We start from the raw sequence: 15,764 nt of genomic DNA, 5'->3' as shown, positions 1-15,764 counted from the left end.
CCCCTGCCCGACCCGGTGATTCCTTCCTAGCCTCCTGATCATGACCTCCCAGACCGCGTACGCCGTCCACCAGAGCGCCCGCCCCACCGGCTTCCCGACCGCCGCCGACTTCACCGTCGCCGCCACCCCCGTCCCCTCCCCCGCCCCGGGCACCGCCCTGGTCGAGAACCTGCTGCTCTCCGTGGACCCGTACCACCGCGGACTGATGGACGGCGGCGAGGGCGGCTTCGAGCTGGGCACCCCGCTGGAGGGCCGTTCGGTGGGCCGGGTGATCGCCTCCCGCGACCCGGGCCTGCACGAGGGCGACCTGGTCTTCCACCGGGAGGGCTGGCGCACGCACGCGCTCGTCACCCGCGGCGTGGACGGGACCCGCGTGCTGCGCGGCCACGAGGGCGTTCCCCTGGAGGCGTACCTGAGCATCCTGGGCGGCACCGGACTGACCGCCTACGCGGCCCTGACCCGCACGGCGGGGCTGCGCGCGGGCGAGGACCTCTTCGTCTCGGCCGCCGCGGGCGGGGTCGGCGTCGCCACCGGCCACATCGCCCGGCTGCTCGGCGCGCGCCGGATCATCGGCAGCGCGGGCTCGGCGGCCAAGGTCTCCCACCTGACCGGCGAGCTGGGCTTCGACGCCGCCTTCGACTACCACGACGGCCCGGTCGGCGAGCAGTTGGCGGCGGCCGCCCCGGACGGCATCGACGTCTACGTGGACAACGTCGGCGGCGACCATCTGGCGGGGGCGATCGACGTCCTGCGGGAGTACGGCCGGATCGCCTGGGTGGGCGCGATCTCGATGTACAACGCCGACCGTTCGCCCGCCGCGCCGCGCAACCTCTTCGAGGTCGTACACAAGTCGCTCCGCCTGGAAGGGGTATTGGTTCGCAATCACACCAATCTGCAGGACGAGCTGGAGGACTTCCTCGTCCCGCACCTGCGCAGTGGCCGGATCGGCACCGACACCACCGTTGTCCAGGGCTTCGAGCACACGGTGGACGCCTTCCTGGGCATGCTCCGCGGGGAGAACCTCGGCAAGATGCTGGTCAGGATCGGTGGCTGAATCCGACCACCCGAAGTTCACCGAACCCTTACCGCACGGCTGTAGACCTTTGGACCCCGCGCCGCCACTCTTGCGGCTGACGTGCCGACAGGGCACCCGAGTGGGGAGTGGTGGCCAGTGACTCCGATCAGCCGCAGGGGATTCGTGGGTATCGGCGCGGGGCTGGTGGCGGGGGCGGCCCTGCCCCCGATGACGGCTACGGCCGCCGCGGCCGCCGCGACCGGCACGATCACGGACGTGAAGCACGTGGTGATCCTCATGCAGGAGAACCGCAGCTTCGACCACTACTTCGGCAAGCTGAAGGGCGTCCGCGGCTTCGGCGACCGCGCCGCGGGCAACATCCCGGGCGGCTGGGGCATGTTCAACCAGTACAACTGGGGCGGCCGGCAGTACCCGTGGAAGCTCAGCTCCACCCCGGCCGTCGGCGGGGTCGACGGCGAGACCCTCGCCCAGTGCAACGGCGACCTGCCGCACAGCTGGTCCTCGCAGCACGCGGCCTGGAACAAGGGCCGGATGGACAACTTCGTCACCGGCGTCGGCAACACCCGCACCCTCGGCTACCTCGACCGCGGGGACATCCCCTTCCACTACGGCCTCGCCGACAACTACACGATCTGCGACGCCTACTTCTGCTCCACCCTCAGCGCCACCGGCCCCAACCGCACCTTCCTGTGGAGCGGCAAGGTCGAGGCGGGCAGCAAGGACGGCGGCGACGAGTCCGGGCTCACCTGGGAGACCTACGCGGAGGCCCTCCAGCGGGCGGGCATGAGCTGGAAGGTCTACCAGAACGCCCAGGACAACTACGGCGACAACGGCCTGGCGTACTTCAAGAAGTTCACCGACGCCGCCCCCGGCAACCCGCTGTGGGACCGGGGCATGGGGTCGGTCCCCAAGGTCACCGGCTCCACCCCCGACGACATCGCGGCCGCCATCCGCGCGGACGTGGTCGCCGGCACCCTGCCCCAGGTCTCCTGGGTCGTGGCCAACGAGGCCTTCTCCGAACACCCCTACGCCCCGCCCGGGGACGGCGCGCACTTCGTGGACCTGGTCTACCGCGCCCTGGCCGCCGATCCCGAGGTCTTCGACTCGACCGTCCTCTTCCTCAACTACGACGAGAACGACGGCTTCTTCGACCACGTCCCGCCGCCCGTCGCCCCGCCCGGCACCCCCGGCGAGTACATCGACGGCACCCCGATCGGCCTGGGATTCCGCGTCCCGATGATCGTGATGTCCCCCTGGACTCGCGGTGGTTGGGTCAGCTCGGAGGTCTTCGACCACACCTCAGTGCTCCAATTCATGGAGACCTGGACCGCGGCCATCGGCACCCCGGCCACCTGTCCGAACATCAGCGCCTGGCGTCGCAAGGTGACCGGCGACCTCACCGGCGTCTTCGACTTCGCCCACCCGGTCTACGGGGTCCCCGCGGGCCTGCCGTCCACCGCGAAGGTGATCGGGCAGTCGACCTGCGGCCCGCTGTCCAACCCGGTGCCCCAGGACAACGCCCTGCCGGTGCAGGAGTCCGGGACCCGCCCCGCGCGCGCCCTCCCCTACCAGGTCAACGGCAACCTCGACCGCTTCGAGTTCGGCGCGGCCGGCAAGATACTCGCCTGGTTCTCGATGACCAACCAGGGCGCGCAGGCCACGAGCGCGGCGCACTTCCAGATCCGCCCGCACCAGTACCGCGACACCGCGTCCTGGGAGTACACGGTCGACGCGGGCGGCGTCGCGAGCGACTACTTCAACATCGGGACCGGCAGCGGCTCCGGCAAGTACGACCTCTCGATGGTCGGCCCGAACCGCTTCCTGCGCCGGTTCATCGGCGACACCACCAAGGCGGGCAGGTCGATCGAGGTGGCGGCCCGCTTCGCGACCGAGCCGGGCAGCGGCAAGACGGCGATCTACTTCAAGCTGACCAACACCTCCGCCTCGCCCGTCACCTTCACCGTCCGCTCCAACGCCTACCGCACGGACGGGCCCTGGACCTACACGGTGCCCGCGAACTCCTCCCGCGAGGACTTCTGGAACGCGGTGGCCTACGCGAACGGCTGGTACGACTTCACGATCCTGGCGGACTCCGACGGCACCTGGTCGCGCCGCTACACGGGCCACATCGAGACGGGCGCCCCGAGCGTCAGCGGCTGAGCCGAGGCCCGACGGCGGGCCACGGCCCTAGAGCACGTCCCCGTCCCGCCAGTCGAAGTCGAGCCGCCCGGCGGGGTCCAGCCGGACCCCGCCGGGCGGCACCCACACGTACGTCGACCCCTCCTCCCCGGCGAGCCGCTCGGGCCCGCCGGGCCCCAGGGTCCCGATCTCCCCGCCCCACACGCTCCAGCCCCGGCCCGCGTACAGGGCGGCGCCCTGCTCCGAGGCCGAGAGCGCGCCGAGCGGGTAGGCCCCGGCGATCACCCGCTCCAGGGCGGCCACGATCCCCGCGCCCAGCCCCCGGCGGCGCCGGTCGGGCCGCACGGCCACCGCCTCGACGTACCCGGTGCGCAGGGACCGGCCCCGGTGCACCACCCGGCGCATGACGACGCTGCCGTGCGCGACGATCCGCTCCCCCTCGTACGCCAGGGCGTGCATCCCGCCGAGCGCGTGCTCGAAGTCGAGGTCGCTGAAGTCCCCCTCGAAGGCCCCGTCCAACAGGTCCCGCACCTCGCGGAGCCCGCCCTCGCCCAGCCCGGCGGTGTGCACGACGCGTACGCTCATGCGGGGACCGTACCCGCATTGCGGACGCCGAAGGTGGTCGCACCGGCCGGATTCGGCCGACGCGGTGCTGGTCAGAGCGGCCCCGCTCTCGGCAGACTCGGCGCATGTCGCCTCAGACCCAGCAATGGACCCCCACCCACGGCGAGCCCTACCGCGCCGTCTCCTACCGGCCCGAGCGGATGCCCGCTCCCGAAACCCTGGCGCGGGCCGCCGAGTTGCGGGAGCGGATGGACCAGCGGCGCACCGTGCGCCACTTCTCCGCCGAGCCCGTGCCCGAGCAGGCCGTCCGCGACGCGATCGCCTGCGCCGCGACCGCGCCGTCCGGGGCGCACCAGCAGCCGTGGACCTTCGTCCTGGTCAAGGACCCCGAGGTGCGCCGCCAGATCCGGGACGCCGCCGAGCAGGAGGAGCTGCTGTCCTACGACGGCCGGCTCGGCGACGAGTGGCTCGCCGCGCTGCGCCCGCTGGGCACGGACGCGGTCAAGACGCACCTGACCGACGCGCCCGCGCTGATCGTGGTATTCCAACAGCGCTACTGGCTCGGCCCCGACGGCGCCAAGCGCAAGCACTACTACGTCGACGAGTCGGTCGGCATAGCGGTGGGCATGCTGCTCTCCGCCCTGCACCTGAGCGGGCTGGCGGCCCTGATCCACACGCCGAGCCCGATGCGCTTCCTCAGCCACGTCCTGAACCGCCCCGAGAACGAGAAGGCCTTCGCGGTCATCCCGGTCGGCTACCCCGCCGCCGACTGCGAGGTCCCCGACCTCCTGCGCAAGTCCTTGGACCAGGTCATGGTGGAGGTCTAACCGTTCCCACCGCCCTCGGCGGGCGGGACCTCCCGCCCGCCGAGGGCCGCGGCCAGCCGCAACCCGATCCGCACCCGGTCCTCGGCGCTGCACCCCTCCAGGGCCGCCCGCACCTGCCGCAGGACCAACCAGTCCCGCACCACCTTGGCCACCCCCAACACGGCGGCCGCCACCAGGGCCGCGGTCAGCATGCCGCGCACCCGGGCCAGCGCAGGCTCCGCAGGGTGACCCGTACCGAACCCAGGGAGACGACCCCCGGTTCCGGCCGGGTCAGCGTGAGCGTGTCCGGGGGCACGGGCGGGGCCGCCAGTCCGCTGCGCCGGAGCTGCTGCGCCAGGTCTCCGGCTTGCGGACCGCAGCACCATTCGATGACGAGGTCCTCGTCGTGGTGGCTGTGGGTGTTCGCCCAACCGTGCCCCGCACCGGCGGTGTTGAGCAACCGCGGGCGCCGCAGCAGCCGACTGAGCAGCCGGTCCCGCTCGGCCGGACCACGGGCCCAGCCGTCGAGCCGCGCCCGCTCGGCACGGTGGAGCGGGGCGTCCGCGCGCCCCAGCGCGATCAGACCCGACCCGCTCGTCGGCCGCTGCCACGCGGGTGCGGACGGCAGGAAGCGGACGGCCCCGCCGCCCGCCGCGCACCACACGTGGAGCCCGCCGTCGCCCCGGTGCCCCCGCCGCAGGCCCGGCACCCCGACGAGGACGCCGGTCGCGGGGTCGAAGCGCGGCACCAGCGCGTCGAACACCCGGTGCGACATGTCCGGGTGCAGCTCGATGCCGAGCCCGGCGGCCGTGGGCCGGGCCACCGTGACCCCGAGCAGCACGCCGTCCTCCTGTTCGTAGGAGAGGGCGGCGGCGAGGGCGACCACCACCCTCGCCTCGAAGGCCCGCTGCGCGGGGCTCTCCGCGTCCGGGACCGGCAGAGCGCGCGTGATCAGCCCTTCGGCGGCCCATCGCATGCAGGTGTGGTGGGCCAGGCCGGTGGCCTCGCGGCAGATGGTGGCCACGCGGTGGCGGTTGTCGGTGCGCCGGGACATACGTCTCCTCGGAGCCCCCGTCCCGGCACGGACGCGTAGAGGTTGCGTATCTCCTGCGTGAGCATCCACCCCGCACGGGAACTCGCGAGAGCCCTTCGCCCCCTCGGGAAGCCGGGCCCGAGTCGTGGAGCGTGTCGCCGTACACGACAACTCCCGCCAGGCTAGCACCGGATGACGGCCCTTCGGGAGGGCTTCCGCACCCCGACCGGCGGAGCCCGAGCGTGGACATGGGACCGCCCCCGCTCCGGACTTGGGGGTACCGGAGCGGGGGCGGGGTTCAGCGGGGCCGTGGATCGGCCCGGGCGGGGCGTCAGCCCATGTGCGGGTAGCCGTACTCGGTCGGCGGAACCAGGGTCTCCTTGATGGAGCGCGTCGAGGTCCAGCGCATCAGGTTGGAGGCCGCGCCCGCCTTGTCGTTCGTACCGGACGCGCGGCCGCCGCCGAAGGGCTGCTGGCCGACGACGGCGCCGGTCGACTTGTCGTTGATGTAGAAGTTGCCCGCGGCGAAGCGGAGCTTCTCCATCGCGTCGGCCGCCGCGTAGCGGTCCTGGGCGATGACGGCGCCGGTCAGCGCGTACGCCGACACCGACTCCATCTGCTCCAGCATCGCCTCGAAGGCGTCGTCCTCGTAGACGTGGACGGCGAGGATCGGACCGAAGTACTCGGTCGTGAAGACCTCGTTCGCCGGGTCGGTGCAGGCGATGACGGTCGGGCGGACGAAGTAGCCCTTCGTGTCGTCGTACGTGCCACCGGCGACGATCTCGCAGGTCGGGTCGGCCTTCGCACGGTCGATCGCGGCCTTGTTCTTCGCGAAGGAGCGCTCGTCGATGACCGCGCCGATGAAGTTCGACAGGTCGCGGACGTCACCCATGGTGATGCCGTCGACCTCGGCCGCGAACTCCTCCTTGAAGCCGTCGTTCCAGATGGAGGCCGGAACGTAGGCGCGCGAGGAGGCCGAGCACTTCTGGCCCTGGAACTCGAAGGAGCCGCGGGTCAGGGCGGTCTTCAGGATGCCGCGGTCCGCGGACGGGTGCGCGACGACGAAGTCCTTGCCGCCGGTCTCGCCGACCAGTCGCGGGTAGGACTTGAAGTTCTCGATGTTGTTGCCGACCGTCTTCCACAGGTACTGGAAGGTCTTGGTCGAGCCGGTGAAGTGGATGCCGGCCAGCTCGGGGTGGTTCAGCGCCACCTCGGAGACGGCGATGCCGTCGCCGGTGACCAGGTTGATGACGCCCTTGGGCAGACCGGCGGCCTCCAGCAGCTCCATGAGGAGGACCGCGGAGTGGGTCTGGGTCGGGGACGGCTTCCACAGGACCACGTTGCCCATTAGGGCCGGGGCGGTCGGCAGGTTGCCCGCGATAGCCGTGAAGTTGAAGGGCGTGATCGCGTAGACGAAGCCTTCGAGCGGGCGGTGGTCGCTGCGGTTCCACACGCCGGCGGAGTTCGCGACCGGCTGCTCGGCCAGGATCTGGCGGGCGAAGTGGACGTTGAAGCGCCAGAAGTCGACCAGCTCGCACGGGGTGTCGATCTCCGCCTGCTGGGCGGTCTTCGACTGGCCGAGCATGGTGGAGGCGGCCAGCTTCTCGCGCCACGGGCCGGACAGCAGCTCGGCGGCGCGCAGGATGATCGCGGCGCGGTCGTCGAAGTCCATCGCGCGCCAGGCCGGGGCGGCGGCGAGGGCGGCGTCGACGGCCTCCTGCGCGTCGGCCCGGGTGGCGTTGGCGTAGGTACCGATGACGGACTTGTGGTCGTGCGGCTGCACGACGTCGAAGCGGTCGCCGCCGCCCATCCGCTTCTCGCCGTTGATGGTCATCGGCAGGTCGATCGGGTTCTCGGCCAGCTGCTTGAGCTGGAATTCGAGACGTGCGCGCTCCGGGGTGCCGGGGGCGTACGAGTGGACCGGCTCGTTGACCGGCGCGGGGACCTGGGTCACAGCATCCATGGGGCTGGTAACTCCTTGAGCTAGTTCTCGGTTCGCGGCTAGGTCGTCTCGTTCGGATCTTGTCGGCCGAGCCCGCGGTGCCAGGCGTCGCGGGCCCGGCAAGATCCGAAGGAGAGGACCTAGTTCTTGGTGATCATCGAGCGGACGAAGAAGAGCAGGTTGGCCGGCTTCTCCGCGAGGCGGCGCATGAAGTAGCCGTACCAGTCCGTGCCGTACGCCGTGTAGACGCGCATCCGGTGGCCCTCCGCGGCCAGGCGCAGGTGCTCGTCGCTGCGGATGCCGTACAGCATCTGGAACTCGTACTCGTCGGGCTTGCGTCCGGCCTGGCGGGCCAGTTCCTGGGCGATGGCGATCAGGCGCGGGTCGTGGGACCCGATCATCGGGTAGCCCTCGCCCTCCATCAGCGTCTTCAGGATGCGGACGTACGCCTTGTCCGTCTCGGCCTTGTTCTGGTAGGCGACCTCGGCGGGCTCCTTGTAGGCGCCCTTCACGATCCGCACGCGGCTGCCGGCGGCGGCCAGGCGGCGGGCGTCGGCCTCGGTGCGGAAGAGGTACGCCTGGATCACGCAGCCGGTCTGCGGGAAGTCCCGGCGCAGCTCCTCGTGGATGGCGAACATCGAGTCGAGGGTGGTGTGGTCCTCGGCGTCCAGCGTGACGGTGGTGCCGATCGCGGCGGCGGCCTCGACGACCGGGCGGACGTTGGCGAGGGCCAGCTCGTGGCCGCCTTCCAGCGCCTGGCCGAACATGGAGAGCTTGACCGACATCTCGACCGTCTCGCCCAGGCCCAGCTCGGCGAGGTGCGCGATGAGCTGGAGGTAGGCGTCGCGGGCGGCGTGCGACTGCTCGACGGTGGTGATGTCCTCACCGACCACGTCGAGGGTGACCTCCAGGCCCTTCTGCGTGAGGTCCACCACGATCGGGATGACCTGGTCGACCGTCTCACCCGGGATGAACCGGTTCACCACGGGCTTGGTCACCGGAGCGGCGGAAACGATGCGGCGCATCTTGTCGCTGCGCGAAGCGGCAAGGATCGCGGGACCCAGCACGGGCACCTCCAACGGGTGGCAGAAGTAAAAGAATGGCAAGTAAGACCACCGTGAAACCTAGAGATCGCCTCGATCCTCTGCCATCGACAGCTGTCACGCATCCGTGGCCGCGATCTCATACATGTGTCTGAAACATGAACGGGAGGGTGGGAGAATGTCCGGGTGAAAGGCGATTACCAGGACCTGGTGGACGAGCTCTCCGCGCTGCTCGGCGCCCCGGCGACGCTGGAGAACCGGGACTTCCGCCTCATCGCCTTCGGCGCGCACGACAGCGAGGACGACCTCGCGATGGACCCCGTACGGACCCGCTCGATCCTGACCCGCCAGTCGACGGCGGCCGTCCGGGCCTGGTTCGAGGGGTTCGGCATCACCCGGGCCACCGCGCCCGTCCGGATCCCCGCGGCGCCCGAGGCGGGGGTCTTCCGCGGCCGGATCTGCCTGCCCGTGCGCTACCGCGGGATCGCCCAGGGGTACGTGTGGCTCCTGGACGCCGAGCCCGGGCCCGGGCCCGAGCAGCTGGCCGCGGCGATGGAGGTGGCCGAGCGGATCGGCGTCCTGATGGCCGAGGAGGCGAAGGCGGGGGCCGACCTGTCCCGCGAGTTCCGCGCGGTGGTCACCGCCGGGCGCGGCTGGCAGCGGGACATGGCGGTGGCCGCGCTCCGGGTGGCCCTGGGGCCGGGCGCGGAGGGGCCGCACGCGGTGCTCTGCGTGACTCCCTGGAGCGGGCAGGCCCCGCCATCGGTGCCGGGTGCGGCGGCCGTCTGCCTGGTCCCGCGGACCGGCGGGGACGGTGGCGGCGAGGGGCCTTCCGGTTTCGCGCTGGCGGTGCTGGTGCGGCTGCGGACCACGGACCAGCTGGCCCCGGTGCTCTCGACGGCGACCCGGCTGCTGGCCGGGACCGCAGCGGGTCCCGCGGGAGCCGGGGTCGACGCGGCCACGACCACGACCGCCCGGACCGCGACCGCCGGGGTCGGGCTGCCCGGGACCGGCCTGGCCGGGCTCCCGGGCGCCTGGGAGCAGGCGGTGGCCGCGGCCCGGGCGGCGGCGGCGCAGCCCGGGCTGGGGCCCGTGGCCCAGTGGTCGCAGATCGGCCCGTACCGGATGCTGGCGGCCCTGGCCGCGGCCCCGGAGCTGGCCAGGGACGACCCGGCGGCCCGCGCCCTGCTGGCGCCGGCCCACGCCGAGTTGGCCCGTACGGCGGAGGTGTACCTCGACTGCGCCGGCCAGGCGGGCCGGACGGCGGCGGCCCTGGGCATCCACCGCCAGACCCTGTACTACCGGCTGGCCCGGGTGGAGAAGCTGACCGGTCTCGACCTCGACGCGGGCGAGGACCGGTTGTTGCTCCACATGGCCCTGAAGGCGTCCCGGCTGCGCGGCTGAGCCCACGTGGACGTCGGGGCCTAGGGGCCTCACCGGAGAGGCGGCACCTGATGCGGCCGCATCAGGTCGGCGGCATCAGGTCGCTCTCGCTGACGGTGTGGCTCAGCCAGGGGTAGACGAAGTCCGTTTCACTGTTCTCGCGGCGCCGCAGGCGGTAGAACTCACGCCGCTGCTCGTCGTCGGCCGACAGGAGGCGCGCCCCCTGCGGAAGGTAGGCGTGCCCGTCGCGAAAGCGGACGAAGGTCTTGGACGTTCGAAAGGTCACGCCCAGCCACGGGTTGTCCACGGCCCGGGCGGAGGCCTCCAGCACGATCTTGTGCTTGAATCGCCGGTTCGAGTCGACGGAGAACACGACGACGCCCTGCTGGGCGAGGGGAACCTCGAACGTCTCACCCCCGGATTCCTTCGATTCGAAGATCAGCTTCCTCGACGGGCTCGCCTCGGGGAACTGGTAGCAGGAGAAGACCGCGATGAACGACGCGTCGGCCAGGTCGAGGGCTTGATCGGAGTGGCCGCCCATGGTGGCGTAGGCGTTCGTGTAGCTCTCCATGAGGGCGTTGTTGAAGCCGACCGCAAGCGCCGCGCTCTCTCGGATCCGCTCCGCGAGCCGTTCGTGCACCGGCCGGAAATGCTGGGCCGGACAGCTGTACGACGTGGTGGTGCGCACGAGCGGAATCCCACCCGCCGCGTCCGCCTTGGCGAGCACGGCGCCCCGCCGACCCTTTCCCACGTCTTCCCAACGGGCCGACGCGGACAGCTCCGCAAAGGCGTTCCCCTCGGTCGGTACGACGTACGAGAGGACCTCGTCCGAGATCCTAGGCGCGTGGGGCACGGTAATCTCCGGTGTTCATGCTGAAGGGAAATCTGTCGCCGTAGTCGATGAAGGACGACGTCCTGTTCTCCTCGGCGTACAACCCGCGCAGCTCGTCCAGGCCGGCCGGTGTCGGAGGGCCGAGCTCCACCGCGCCCCCGGGCCCCTTGATGAACGTGCGGCCGTCCCTGTGAACGGCTTCGGTGCCGGAACAGCGCACCACGTACCCCAATCGGGTCGGAAGCACATCGGGGTCCAAGGCCGAGGGCCGGATTTCGTGTGTGTACAGGCGGTTGGTGGACAGCGGCATGAAGAACACGGAGCCGGGGTAGAGGGTCAAGCTGAACTGCGGCGGAAGAGGGACCCCGTCGAGTTCTCCTTCTCCGGTCGGCTCTTTGAGACGGAAGCGGAGCGTGGTCAGCCCGCTGGCGCCCTTCACCCCGCGGTCGAAGGCGTCCGCGGCGAGGGGCTGGAGCCCGTCGACCCGGTCGTAGAAGGTGCAGAAGGCCATGATGCCGTTGCCGGGCATGTCCTTGGTCTTGTCGGCATGGGCCGAGATCCTGGCCTTGGACTGCTTGCGCTCGGCCGTGGCACGGGCGTTGTGGTAGATCTGGGCGAGGACGTGGTTCAGCGGTGCCCGGTTCCGGAAGACGGAGGCGGCCTCGCGGTTCAGGGCGTCGACGATCTCCGTGTCGGTCGGGCGAAAGCCCTCGGTCGGCCCCGAGAGGTTCGTGGAGCACCGGAGCAGGCGGAAATGCAGTGCGTCGCCGTCTCTCGTGACGGGCGTCAGATAGATGCCGCTGCGATGGGCCGTTCCGGGCTTGGTGGACTCCGTCAGGGACTGGAACGCGTGTTCCGCGCGGATCCGTCCGAAGTGATCGGCGCCGAGGTCGAAGAAGCGCCGGTAGTACGCGCCGACACCGTGCACCCGGACGGGAACGCGGCCGACGTCGACGACGGGCCACGGCGCGTCGGCGCCCTCGCGGTACCCGTGCGACAGCTCTCGCACGACGAACACCCGCGCGGCCTCGCGCAGTCGGCCGTCATCGACCCCGGGTATGTCGCCGCAGAGGTAGACGGTCTTCCGTGCGAGGTCGACCGCACCGGAGCCGAGGTCCTCCGGCGTGATCACGGCCCCGAAGAAGCCCGTGATCGAGTCATCGTCCCGCACCGCCGAAGGCGCGACCAAGATGTTGCCCGCATCGTCGATGCGGGCTTCTGTCGGCTCTGCTGTGGGCATCGAACGAATCTAACAAGCAGCGTGACGAGAGCGCCAACGAGAGCGCCGATGCCAGGGCAACGGCGCCCATCCGCGGCCGCGTTGCCCCCTGTCCCGAGCATCCGGAGGATCCCGCCGCTCCGCGCACGCGGAAGGGCCCGGGGTCTCCCCCGGGCCCTTCCGTCACACGATCGTGCGGTGCTGCGGTCAGCCCAGGTTGACGAAGCGGGCGGAGACCGCGCCGATCTCCTCGGAGATGGCCGCGAGGACCTCCGCCGGCACCTCGGCGTCCACGGTGAGCACGCCGAGCGCCTCGCCGCCCTCCTCGGCACGGGCGACCTGCATGCCCGCGATGTTCAGGCCGCCTTCGCCCAGCAGTCGGCCGACCGCGCCGACCACGCCGGGGCGGTCGGTGTAGCGCAGGACGACCATGTGGTCGGCGAGCGAGAGGTCCACGTCGTACTCGCCGATGCCGACGATCTTCTGGAGGTGCTTGGGACCGGCGAGGGTGCCGGAGACCGAGATCTCCTGACCGTCCGACAGGGTGCCGCGCACGGTGACCACGTTGCGGTGGTCCGGGGACTCCGAGGAGGTGGTCAGGCGGACCTCGACGCCACGCTCCTGAGCGAACAGGGGCGCGTTCACGTAGGAGACCGTCTCGTCGACGACGTCCTCGAACACACCCTTGAGCGCGGAGAGTTCGAGCACCTTCACGTCGTGCTGGGTGATCTCGCCGCAGACCTCGACGTCGAGGCGGACCGCGACCTCGCCCGCGAGGGCGGTGAAGATGCGGCCGAGCTTCTCGGCGAGCGGCAGGCCGGGACGCACGTCCTCGGCGATGACCCCGCCCTGCACGTTGACCGCGTCGGGGACGAGCTCGCCGGCGAGGGCGAGGCGCACCGACTTGGCGACGGCGATGCCGGCCTTCTCCTGGGCCTCGTCCGTGGACGCGCCGAGGTGCGGGGTGCAGACGACCTGGTCCAGCTCGAACAGCGGGGAATCCGTGCAGGGTTCCTTCGCGTACACGTCGAGACCGGCGCCGGCGACGCGGCCCTCCTTGATGGCGGAGTACAGCGCGGCCTCGTCCACGATCCCGCCGCGGGCGGCGTTGACGATGCGGACCGACGGCTTCACCTTGCGCAGGGCCTCGTCACCGATGAGACCGAGGGTCTCCGGCGTCTTGGGCAGGTGCACGGTGATGAAGTCGGCGACCTCCAGCAGCTCGTCCAGCGTCAGCATCTTGACGCCCATCTGGGCGGCGCGCGCGGGCTGCACGTAGGGGTCGTAGGCGACGATCTTCATGCCGAAGGCCGACATGCGCTGGGCGACCAGGACGCCGATGCGGCCGAGGCCGACGACACCGAGGGTCTTCTCGCTCAGCTCGACGCCGGTGTACTTGTTCCGCTTCCACTCACCGTTCTTCAGAGCGGTGTTGGCCTGCGGGATGTTGCGCGCGGTGGCGACGAGCAGGCCACAGGCCAGCTCGGCGGCGGTGACGATGTTGGAGGTCGGAGCGTTCACGACCATCACGCCGGCCTTGGTGGCGGACGAGACGTCGACGTTGTCCAGACCGACGCCCGCGCGGGCGACGACCCTCAGCTTCTTCGCGGCTGCGATGGCCTCGGCATCGACCTTGGTGGCGGAGCGCACCAGGATCGCGTCGGCGTCGACGATGGCGGGCAGCAGCTCCGCGCGATCGGCGCCGTTGCAGTGCCGGATCTCGAAGTCGGGGCCGAGGGCCTCGACAGTGGCGGGCGACAGCTCTTCGGCGATGAGTACGACAGGTTTCGAGCTCACGTGGGTCCTCACAAATCCAGTGCGGACGGCCGTCCCGACGGCCGCAGGCGTGGAGGGGGTAGCCGCGTGGAAGACGCACGACACTGTGGGCCTGACGCGTTGTGTTGCGCAGTCTAATCGCGTTGCGGGACCGCTTTTCCGCCTGTCCGGAAGGATCACCCGTCCGTGGTTGGACGGGGTGGACAAGGCGCGTACCCGGAAGGCCTGAATCCGGTGGTGCGGGTACGCGGCGGGGCCGGGACGACGCGTCCCGGCCCCGCCGCGAACGGCTCAGCTCTCGTCGTTGTCGACCCAGCTCATCAGCTTGCGCAGCTTCTTGCCGGTCGTCTCGAGCAGGTGCTCCTCGTCGGCCTTCTTGTACTCGTTGTACTTCGGCAGACCGGCCTTGTACTCGGCCATCCAGTTGTTGGCGAAGGTGCCGTCCTGGATCTCCGCGAGGACCTTCTTCATCTCGGCCTTGGTGGCGTCGGTGATGACACGCGGGCCGGTGATGTAGTCGCCCCACTCGGCGGTCTCGGAGACCGACCAGCGCATCTTCTCCAGGCCGCCCTCGTACATGAGGTCCACGATGAGCTTCAGCTCGTGGAGGCACTCGAAGTACGCGATCTCCGGCTGGTAGCCGGCCTCGGTCAGGGTCTCGAAACCGGCCTTGACCAGGGCGGAGGCGCCACCGCAGAGCACGGCCTGCTCACCGAACAGGTCGGTCTCGGTCTCCTCGGTGAAGGTGGTCTTGATGACGCCGGCGCGGGTGCCGCCGATGCCGGCCGCGTAGGACAGGGCCAGCTCGAAGGCCTTGCCGGTCGCGTCCTGCTCGACCGCCGCGATACACGGGACGCCGCGGCCCTCTTCGTACTGGCGACGGACCAGGTGACCCGGGCCCTTCGGGGCGACGAGGGCGACGTCCACGTCCGCCGGCGGCTGGATGAAGCCGTAGCGGATGTTGAAGCCGTGACCGAAGAAGAGCGCGTCGCCGGCCTTCAGGTTGTCCTTGATGGACGCCTCGTAGACCTCGGCCTGGATCGGGTCCGGGGTGAGGATCATGATGACGTCGGCCCAGGCCGAGGCGTCGGCGACGGAGACGACCGTCAGGCCCTGCTCCTCGGCCTTGGCCTTGGACTTGGAGCCCTCCTGGAGGCCGACGCGGACGTCGACACCGGAGTCGCGCAGCGACAGCGCGTGGGCGTGGCCCTGGCTGCCGTAGCCGATGACAGCGACCTTGCGGCCCTGGATGATGGACAGGTCGGCGTCGTTCTCGTAGAACAGCTCGGCCACTGGGATATCTCCTTGGTGCGCGGGTGTTGCTCCCACCGTACGGCGGGGAACGGAATATCAGGTTTCAAGTCTCGCTATGCGAGCAAAAGACTCTGCCGCTATGCGAGCAGAAGACTCCGCCGCCATGCGAGCAGAGAGCTCTGCCGCCGGGCGAGGGGGAAGAGCGGCTCAGGCGCTGCGGTCGAGCGCGCGCAGGCTGCGGTCCGTGATGGACCGGCCGCCACGCCCTATGGCGATCGTGCCGGACTGCACGAGTTCCTTGATGCCGAAGGGCTCCAGCATCTTCAGCATCGCGCCGAGCTTGTCCGTGCCGCCGGTCGCCTCGATGGTGACGGCGTCCGGGGACACGTCGACCGTCTTGGCGCGGAACAGCTGGACGATCTCGACGATCTGCGAGCGGGTCTCGTTGTCGGCACGGACCTTCACCAGGACGAGCTCGCGCTCGATGGCGTGGTGCTGCTCCAGCTCGACGATCTTGAGCACGTTGACCAGCTTGTTGAGCTGCTTGGTCACCTGTTCGAGCGGCAGGTCCTCGACGTTGACGACGATGGTGATGCGGGAGATGTCGGGGTGCTCCGTGACACCGACCGCCAGCGAGTCGATGTTGAACCCGCGGCGGGAGAACAGCGCGGCGATCCGGGCGAGGATGCCGGGCGTGTTCTCGACCAGGACGGAGAGCGTGTGCTTGGACATGTCGG

Annotated in this window: 14 protein-coding genes; 4 read left to right on the top strand and 10 right to left on the bottom strand. The window is 70.8% G+C overall.

The genetic code is table 11. The features are described from left to right. The first annotated feature begins 40 nt into the window (after positions 1 to 40). A complete protein-coding gene (locus ACIQWR_RS03385) occupies positions 41 to 1,054 on the top strand; it encodes an NADP-dependent oxidoreductase (protein ID WP_404004803.1) in 1,014 nt (337 codons plus the stop codon). 117 nt (positions 1,055 to 1,171) lie between these two features. Next, positions 1,172 to 3,196, top strand: a complete 2,025-nt coding sequence (locus ACIQWR_RS03380) for a phosphocholine-specific phospholipase C (RefSeq protein ID WP_404004801.1) — start codon at positions 1,172 to 1,174, stop codon at positions 3,194 to 3,196. A 27-nt stretch (positions 3,197 to 3,223) separates the two neighbouring features. Here ACIQWR_RS03380 and ACIQWR_RS03375 read toward each other — a convergent pair whose 3' ends face one another. Continuing rightward, complete coding sequence (locus ACIQWR_RS03375) at positions 3,224 to 3,760, bottom strand: GNAT family N-acetyltransferase (RefSeq protein WP_404004799.1); 537 nt, start codon at positions 3,758 to 3,760, stop codon at positions 3,224 to 3,226. Between the two features lie 104 nt (positions 3,761 to 3,864). Between ACIQWR_RS03375 and ACIQWR_RS03370 the strand changes: the two genes are divergently transcribed. Continuing rightward, positions 3,865 to 4,566: a nitroreductase family protein gene (locus tag ACIQWR_RS03370; protein WP_404004797.1), complete on the top strand. Its 702-nt coding sequence runs from the start codon at positions 3,865 to 3,867 to the stop codon at positions 4,564 to 4,566. On the opposite strand, the gene ACIQWR_RS03365 is transcribed toward ACIQWR_RS03370, so the two are convergent. The 4 genes from ACIQWR_RS03365 to ACIQWR_RS03350 all read right to left on the bottom strand — a co-directional run bounded on the left by ACIQWR_RS03365 (position 4,563) and on the right by ACIQWR_RS03350 (position 8,587). Further along, positions 4,563 to 4,757: a hypothetical protein gene (locus ACIQWR_RS03365; RefSeq protein ID WP_404004795.1), complete on the bottom strand. Its 195-nt coding sequence runs from the start codon at positions 4,755 to 4,757 to the stop codon at positions 4,563 to 4,565. The two genes, ACIQWR_RS03370 and ACIQWR_RS03365, sit on opposite strands and share 4 nt — an antisense overlap. After that, positions 4,751 to 5,599, bottom strand: coding sequence for a hypothetical protein (locus tag ACIQWR_RS03360; RefSeq protein ID WP_404004793.1), 849 nt, complete (start codon positions 5,597 to 5,599; stop codon positions 4,751 to 4,753). Before ACIQWR_RS03360 ends, ACIQWR_RS03365 begins: the two co-directional genes overlap by 7 nt. A 310-nt stretch (positions 5,600 to 5,909) precedes the next feature. Next, a complete protein-coding gene (gene pruA, locus ACIQWR_RS03355) occupies positions 5,910 to 7,541 on the bottom strand; it encodes an L-glutamate gamma-semialdehyde dehydrogenase (RefSeq protein ID WP_404004791.1) in 1,632 nt (543 codons plus the stop codon). A gap of 119 nt (positions 7,542 to 7,660) precedes the next feature. After that, on the bottom strand, positions 7,661 to 8,587 hold the full coding sequence (locus ACIQWR_RS03350; protein WP_404005037.1) for a proline dehydrogenase family protein: 927 nt from the start codon (positions 8,585 to 8,587) through the stop codon (positions 7,661 to 7,663). 162 nt (positions 8,588 to 8,749) lie between these two features. Between ACIQWR_RS03350 and ACIQWR_RS03345 the strand changes: the two genes are divergently transcribed. Further along, positions 8,750 to 9,967, top strand: a complete 1,218-nt coding sequence (locus ACIQWR_RS03345; protein WP_404004790.1) for a PucR family transcriptional regulator — start codon at positions 8,750 to 8,752, stop codon at positions 9,965 to 9,967. A 61-nt stretch (positions 9,968 to 10,028) separates the two neighbouring features. Here the strand turns inward: ACIQWR_RS03345 and ACIQWR_RS03340 are convergent, their stop codons facing one another. The 5 genes from ACIQWR_RS03340 to ilvN form a co-directional block, all read right to left on the bottom strand. Then, entirely contained in the window at positions 10,029 to 10,799 is a 771-nt protein-coding gene (locus tag ACIQWR_RS03340) for a hypothetical protein (protein ID WP_404004788.1), read from the bottom strand. After that, a complete protein-coding gene (locus tag ACIQWR_RS03335) occupies positions 10,783 to 12,018 on the bottom strand; it encodes a hypothetical protein (protein ID WP_404004787.1) in 1,236 nt (411 codons plus the stop codon). The genes ACIQWR_RS03340 and ACIQWR_RS03335 overlap by 17 nt, the downstream gene beginning before the upstream one ends. A 186-nt stretch (positions 12,019 to 12,204) precedes the next feature. Beyond that, positions 12,205 to 13,794, bottom strand: coding sequence for a phosphoglycerate dehydrogenase (gene serA, locus ACIQWR_RS03330; protein WP_404004786.1), 1,590 nt, complete (start codon positions 13,792 to 13,794; stop codon positions 12,205 to 12,207). 270 nt (positions 13,795 to 14,064) lie between these two features. Continuing rightward, a complete protein-coding gene (gene ilvC / locus ACIQWR_RS03325) occupies positions 14,065 to 15,066 on the bottom strand; it encodes a ketol-acid reductoisomerase (RefSeq protein ID WP_404004785.1) in 1,002 nt (333 codons plus the stop codon). 168 nt (positions 15,067 to 15,234) lie between these two features. Next, positions 15,235 to 15,759 carry an acetolactate synthase small subunit gene (gene ilvN / locus ACIQWR_RS03320; protein WP_354380022.1) on the bottom strand — a complete coding sequence of 175 codons (525 nt, stop codon included), beginning with the start codon at positions 15,757 to 15,759 and terminating at the stop codon, positions 15,235 to 15,237. Positions 15,760 to 15,764: the final 5 nt, after the last annotated feature.

Source organism: Streptomyces sp. NPDC098789, assembly GCF_044759975.1.
Taxonomy (GTDB): domain Bacteria; phylum Actinomycetota; class Actinomycetes; order Streptomycetales; family Streptomycetaceae; genus Streptomyces.
This window is presented reverse-complemented; position numbering and strand designations above follow the sequence as displayed.

What these genes read in the sequence shown, in the direction of transcription:
- ACIQWR_RS03385 (WP_404004803.1), top strand. Translation starts at nt 41, where the DNA reads ATGACCTCCCAGACCGCGTACGCCGTCCACCAGAGCGCCCGCCCCACC.
- ACIQWR_RS03375 (WP_404004799.1), bottom strand. Translation starts at nt 3,760, where the DNA reads ATGAGCGTACGCGTCGTGCACACCGCCGGGCTGGGCGAGGGCGGGCTC.
- ACIQWR_RS03370 (WP_404004797.1), top strand. Translation starts at nt 3,865, where the DNA reads ATGTCGCCTCAGACCCAGCAATGGACCCCCACCCACGGCGAGCCCTAC.
- ACIQWR_RS03365 (WP_404004795.1), bottom strand. Translation starts at nt 4,757, where the DNA reads ATGCTGACCGCGGCCCTGGTGGCGGCCGCCGTGTTGGGGGTGGCCAAG.
- ACIQWR_RS03360 (WP_404004793.1), bottom strand. Translation starts at nt 5,599, where the DNA reads ATGTCCCGGCGCACCGACAACCGCCACCGCGTGGCCACCATCTGCCGC.
- pruA (WP_404004791.1), bottom strand. Translation starts at nt 7,541, where the DNA reads ATGGATGCTGTGACCCAGGTCCCCGCGCCGGTCAACGAGCCGGTCCAC.
- ACIQWR_RS03335 (WP_404004787.1), bottom strand. Translation starts at nt 12,018, where the DNA reads ATGCCCACAGCAGAGCCGACAGAAGCCCGCATCGACGATGCGGGCAAC.
- ilvN (WP_354380022.1), bottom strand. Translation starts at nt 15,759, where the DNA reads ATGTCCAAGCACACGCTCTCCGTCCTGGTCGAGAACACGCCCGGCATC.